The organism is Streptomyces sp. 150FB (genome assembly GCF_000818195.1).
Classification (GTDB): Bacteria; Actinomycetota; Actinomycetes; order Streptomycetales; family Streptomycetaceae; genus Streptomyces.
On record NZ_JTHL01000001.1, the window covers coordinates 1,656,767 to 1,661,995 of the forward strand.

The window sequence follows — 5,229 nt, forward strand, 5'->3', positions numbered from 1 at the left end:
GCCCGCTGATCCCCCTCACCGCCGACCGCGACCGCTGGGCCGCCGGGGTGGATCTCGGGCGGGAGCTGATCCGCGTCCAGGTGCGCGGGGCCCGGGGCGAGGAGCGGCCCCGACTGCCGGGCGGCCGGCGGCCGTACGTACGCGCGGCCGTTCCCGTGCGGCCGGACAGCATGGCGTACAACCCCGACGAGGAGACGCTGTGCCTCGGTACGGGCCGCATCTCGCCCGTACCGGCGGCGGCTTGGGACTACCACGTCAGCGGGGTACGGATGCTTGAGCTGTGGTTCGAGCGGCGTACGACACGGCCGGAGGCGGGCACGCTGGCGGCGATCGGGCCGTCGGCCTGGCCCCAGGAGTGGACGTCGGAGCTGCTCGAACTGATCACCGTCCTCGCACTCCTCGGCGAACTCGACGCCTCCCGTGCCGACTTGGGCGGCGGCCCGGAGATCAGCAGGGCCGATCTGCGCGCGGCCGGCGTACTGCCGGTCCCCGCGCAGGCCCGGCGGCCCGCCTCGGTGCTCGACCACCACGAGGAGGGCCCCGAGGGGCAGTTCGCGCTGCTCTAGGCGCCGGCCCTTCGACGGGTGGTGGCACCGGTTGTGAGGGAAGGCGCCCTTCTTCACGCCTGCTTCGGGGGTGTGACCCCGTCGGACCAGTTGTGGCCCAGCTCGGTCTCCCGTGCGCCGCGTGCCGAGGTGGAGTCCAGGAGGGTGATCTCCCGCTCGGTCAGGCTGAGACCGGCGGCGCCGGCATTCTCGGCCAGTCGTCCGGGTCGCAGAGTGCCAGGGATGGGTACCACGTCGGGCGCCTTGGCGAGCAGCCAGGCCAGGGCCACCTGTCCCGGAGGAGCCTGGTGCGCCGTCGCGATCTCGCGGACCAGATCGACGGCCGCGAGGTTGGCGTCGAAGACGTCCTGGGCGAAGCGGGGCATCCGGCGTCGGTAGTCGTTCTCCGGCAGGTCGGCACGGGAGGTGACCTTGCCGGTGAGCAGGCCGCGGCCCAGGGGGCTGTAGGGCACGACTCCGATGCCCAGTTCCCGGCAGAGCGGGAAGATCTCCGCTTCGATGTCGCGGGTCCACAGTGACCACTCGGTCTGTAGCGCGGCGATGCGGTGGACGGCGTGGGCGCGACGGATGGTATCGGGGGCGGCCTCGGAGAGTCCGAGGTGACGGACCTTGCCCTCGGCCACCAGCTCGGCCATGGCACCGACCGTCTCCTCGATGGGGACGTCCGGATCGACACGGTGCTGGTAGTAGAGGTCGATGTGGTCGGTCCCCAAACGGGTGAGGGAGCGCTCGACGCGTTCGCGTACGTACTCGGGGCGGCCATTGATGACCGGCGGTCCGTCGGCGGTGACACCGCGCACGATGCCGAACTTGGTGGCGAGAACCACCTGGTCGCGGCGGCCCGCCACGGCCTTGCCGATGATCTCTTCGCTGGGACCGTAGACGTCCGCGGTGTCGATGAGCGTGACCCCGGCCTCCAGGGCGCGGTCGACCAGGTCGCCCGCGCCGCCGGCGGTGTCCTGTTCGCTCTGGCCGTAGGGGCGGGCGAAGCTCATGGCACCGAAGCCGACGGCACCGACCACCGGTCCGTTCGTGCCGAGAGTGCGCTGGGGGATGGACATGGCAAACCTCGCGGTTCATGAGGGGCATGGGACGGCGGGACAGCATGTCCTCACCCGTGGACATGCTAAGTCCACGAGTGAGGACATGCAAGCGCGGCCGTCGGTCCGGCCGCCTTATCCTGGTGACATGCCTCAGGAAGACCACGCCCCCCGCGCCGCCGCGCGGCCCCGGGACGCCGCCGTAACCCGAGCCACGATCCTCCAGGCCGCCCGGCGGCTCTTCACCCAGCAGGGCTATGACGGCGCGGGTCTGCGCGAGATCGCCAGGGACGCGGGCGTGGACGCCCGGCTGATCAGCCGCTACTTCGGCTCCAAGGAGGGCCTGTTCGCCGAGGTGGTGGGTCTCGCGTACGAGAAGTCGCTGATGATGACTCCCGAGCTGAACGCCGAAGCGGCGCGGGCGCTGCTGACCGACCCCGACCAGGCAGCCTCCGACGGGCTGCTGCTGACCTTGCGTTCCGCGGCCAACCCCAAGGCTGCCGCGATCATGCGGGACAGCATCGAGGGCGACTACCAGCGCCGGCTGGCCGACGCGCTGCCCGGCGAGCGGAGCGACGGTCGCGCGGCGCTCCTGGTCGCCATCTGCTCCGGCGTCCTGCTCGCCCGCATGATCCTCGGCAACACCCAGCTCAACCAGTCGGAGACGGAGGATCTGATCCCCCTGCTCCACAAGGCCCTCGACGCCGTCGCGACCTCACCCGCACCCGCGCCCGCCGACGACGCCGCATAACCCGGGCTGCCGGCCTCCGGCATCGCGGTACCGGCTCGCCGCCGTCAGCTCGCGCCGGTCCGATCGCGCGCCTCGGGTGGCCGCGCCTCCATGTCGTACGAGTCCAGCAGCCGGCCGAGCGCCCGCCCGAAGACGGCCTCCAGGTCGATGGGCCCCGAGTCCTCCATGAACGCCGCCGCCAGCTTCGGATAGCGCCCGGAGGCGATCTCCCGGCCCAAGTAGGCGATCCGTACCGCGTGTTCCTGCTCGGCGGACCAGGGCAGCGACCGGGTGCGCTCGGCGGTCTGGAGTTCGTTCGAGACGTAGGTGGTGACCATGCCGTTGACCATCGCGACCAGTTCCATCTTGGCGCTGTAGCGCAGATCGAGCGGTTCCAGGCAGGTCAGGCTGAATTCGAGGAAGCGCAGCACGTTCGGGCTGAAGCCGTAGACCGACGACATCAGCCCGGCCAGCCAGGTGTGGCGGTGCATCATGGCCCGCGCCTGGTACGCGAGGGCCGTGATGTCGGCCCGCCAGTCGCCGGACGGCTTCTCCGGGAAGTCGTACTCGGCGGCGACCGCGTCGGCCATCAGTTCGTACAGGTCCTCCTTGCGCGGCACGTAGTTGTACAGCGACATCGTGCCGCAGCCGAGTTCGGCCGCCACATGGCGCATCGAGACCGCGTCCATGCCCCGTTCGTCGGCGATCCGGACGGCGGCCGCCGCGATCTCGGCGCGGCTGTGGGCGGGCTTGGGTCCGCGTCCCGCCCGCTCGGGGCGGGCCCAGATCACTTCGGGTTCGGAAGGTCGCCCGGCCATCGGTCATCACCTCGTTCACATCTCTCCGCCATCCTAGTTACGTACACCGTACGTAGTGCGCTATGGTCCCCCCATGACAACTACGTACGCTGTACTTAGTGAAGGTCTGGAGAAGCGTTTCGGCGATGTCCACGCCTTGCGGGGGCTCGATCTCGCCGTCCCCGAGGGCACCGTCTGCGGGGTGCTCGGGCCGAACGGAGCGGGCAAGACGACCGCCGTACGTGTGCTGACGACCCTGCTCACCCCCGACGCCGGCACCGTCCGGGTGGCCGGTCACGACGTGGTCGCCGACCCCGCGGCCGTACGCCGGGCCATCGGCGTCACCGGGCAGTTCACGTCGATCGACGGCGAGCTGACCGGCCGGGAGAATCTGCGGCTCTTCGCGAAGCTGCTGCGCGTCAGGGGCGCGGCCGGCCGGGCGCGCGCCGACGAGCTGCTGGAACGGTTCGGGCTCACCGGGGCGGCGGACCGGGTGGCCCGTACGTACTCCGGCGGCATGCGGCGCCGGCTCGACCTCGCGGCCGGCCTGCTGACGCGCCCCGAGGTGCTCTTCCTGGACGAGCCGACCGCCGGTCTCGACCCGGCGAGCAGGAACCAGATCTGGGACGCCGTACGCGACCTCGCGGCCCGGGGCACCACCGTGCTGCTGACCACGCAGTATCTGGAGGAGGCCGACCAACTCGCCGACGACATCGTGCTGATCGACCACGGAAGGGCCGCGCACCGCGGCACCCCGGCCGAGCTCAAGGCGAGCATCGGCTCGTACGCGGAGGTCGTCCTCGCCGGGCAGCCCGGTGAGGCGGCGGCCGAGGCGGCGCTGCTGGCCGCCGCCGGTGTGCTCGACCAACTCACCGGCGCCGAACCGGTCCTGGACAGGGAGCGGCGTACGGCGGGCGCGGTGTCGGCCGACCCCGCCCTCACCCTCCCCAGGATCGTCCGCGAACTGGACGCGGCGGGAGTGCCGTTGGTGGACGTGAGCCTGCGGGCGCCGACGCTCGACGAGGCCTTCCTGCGCCTGACCGACCGCACCACACACCGGAGCCAGGACCAGAACCAGAGCCGGAACCAGAAGGAGCACGCGGCATGAGCGGAATGGCGTACGACAGCGGGGCCGTCCTCGGGCGGCACCTCCGGCGCATCAGACACGCGCCCGGCGTGGTGGTCCTCACCCAGACGATGCCGATCACGATGCTGCTCTTCTTCGGCTACGTCTTCGGCAGCGCGCTCGCGATGCCGGGCGCCGACTACCGCGCCTATCTGGTGCCCGGACTGATGGCGTCGACGGCGGCCGGCGGGATCATGACCGGGATGTTCCAGTCGTCGCAGGACGCGCAGCGCGGCGTCATGGACAGGTTCCGGACATTGCCGATGAGCAGGGTAGCGGTGCCTCTCGGCCAGACGGCGGCCGATACCCTCACCACCGCCGTCGGTCTGATGCCGTTGCTCCTGGTGGGGCTCGCTGTCGGGTGGCGGATCGAGGGCGGCGCGCTCGACGCTCTCGGCGCCTTCGGCCTGCTTCTTCTCTTCCGTTTCGCCTGCAACTGGGTCGGCGTTTTTCTCGGTCTGCTCATCCGCGACGAGGAGATCGCCGGGCAACTGGGCAGTGTCACCTTCGTTCTGCCGCTGCTCTCCAGCGCCTACATCCCGACGGAGGGCCTGCCGGGCCGGCTGCGTACGGTCGCCGAGTGGAACCCGATCAGCGCTGTCGCGACGGCGGTTCGCGATCTGTTCGGCAACGGCGCCCCGGCCGCGGGGTCGGCCTGGCCGCTCGCGCATCCGGTGGCCGGTTCCGTGCTCTGGTCGGCGGCGCTGCTCGTACTGTTCGTACCGCTCGCTGTACGGCGGTACACGTACGGCGGGAAATGACAGCGGGGGCGAGCAACAGGCAGGGCGGGGGCGGGGGTTGAGCGGGGTACGGGGGGCTGCCCGGGGGCCGGTGGCGGGGAGTGGTCCACCGGCCGCGCCGCGACAAATCCCAGCGCTCACCTGGCGTACCGGCGTCGTGAAGCCGGTACGACGGCGCTTTCAGCGCGAGGTCACAACAAGAACACCCGAGGAGTCAGCCGCGGCTGCCG

Annotated in this window: 5 protein-coding genes and 1 pseudogene; 4 read left to right on the forward strand and 2 right to left on the reverse strand. The window is 71.4% G+C overall.

What is annotated here, in order from left to right:
* Positions 1 to 566, forward strand: a pseudogene (locus tag QR77_RS48345) (type ISP restriction/modification enzyme); the annotation flags it as partial.
* Positions 567 to 619: 53 nt separating this feature from the next.
* On the opposite strand, the gene QR77_RS06775 reads toward QR77_RS48345, so the two are convergent.
* Positions 620 to 1,627 carry an aldo/keto reductase gene (locus QR77_RS06775; RefSeq protein ID WP_052488574.1) on the reverse strand — a complete coding sequence of 336 codons (1,008 nt, stop codon included), beginning with the start codon at positions 1,625 to 1,627 and terminating at the stop codon, positions 620 to 622.
* Positions 1,628 to 1,754: 127 nt separating this feature from the next.
* On the opposite strand from QR77_RS06775, the gene QR77_RS06780 reads away from it, so the two are divergent.
* Positions 1,755 to 2,357 carry a TetR/AcrR family transcriptional regulator gene (locus QR77_RS06780; protein WP_052488575.1) on the forward strand — a complete coding sequence of 201 codons (603 nt, stop codon included), beginning with the start codon at positions 1,755 to 1,757 and terminating at the stop codon, positions 2,355 to 2,357.
* A 44-nt stretch (positions 2,358 to 2,401) separates the two neighbouring features.
* Here QR77_RS06780 and QR77_RS06785 read toward each other — a convergent pair whose 3' ends face one another.
* Positions 2,402 to 3,154 (reverse strand): TetR/AcrR family transcriptional regulator, encoded by a 753-nt coding sequence (locus QR77_RS06785; protein WP_052488576.1) that lies wholly within the window; start codon positions 3,152 to 3,154, stop codon positions 2,402 to 2,404.
* A 73-nt stretch (positions 3,155 to 3,227) separates the two neighbouring features.
* Here QR77_RS06785 and QR77_RS06790 point away from each other — a divergent pair, with 73 nt between their 5' ends.
* The gene (locus QR77_RS06790) at positions 3,228 to 4,241 is read left to right on the forward strand and encodes a daunorubicin resistance protein DrrA family ABC transporter ATP-binding protein (protein WP_040020294.1); all 1,014 of its coding nucleotides are present in this window, start codon (positions 3,228 to 3,230) and stop codon (positions 4,239 to 4,241) included.
* On the forward strand, positions 4,238 to 5,020 hold the full coding sequence (locus tag QR77_RS06795) for an ABC transporter permease (protein ID WP_040020295.1): 783 nt from the start codon (positions 4,238 to 4,240) through the stop codon (positions 5,018 to 5,020). The genes QR77_RS06790 and QR77_RS06795 overlap by 4 nt, the downstream gene beginning before the upstream one ends.
* Positions 5,021 to 5,229 lie beyond the last annotated feature (209 nt).

What these genes read in the sequence shown, in the direction of transcription:
- QR77_RS06785 (WP_052488576.1), bottom strand. Translation starts at nt 3,154, where the DNA reads ATGGCCGGGCGACCTTCCGAACCCGAAGTGATCTGGGCCCGCCCCGAG.
- QR77_RS06775 (WP_052488574.1), bottom strand. Translation starts at nt 1,627, where the DNA reads ATGTCCATCCCCCAGCGCACTCTCGGCACGAACGGACCGGTGGTCGGT.
- QR77_RS06790 (WP_040020294.1), top strand. Translation starts at nt 3,228, where the DNA reads ATGACAACTACGTACGCTGTACTTAGTGAAGGTCTGGAGAAGCGTTTC.
- QR77_RS06795 (WP_040020295.1), top strand. Translation starts at nt 4,238, where the DNA reads ATGAGCGGAATGGCGTACGACAGCGGGGCCGTCCTCGGGCGGCACCTC.
- QR77_RS06780 (WP_052488575.1), top strand. Translation starts at nt 1,755, where the DNA reads ATGCCTCAGGAAGACCACGCCCCCCGCGCCGCCGCGCGGCCCCGGGAC.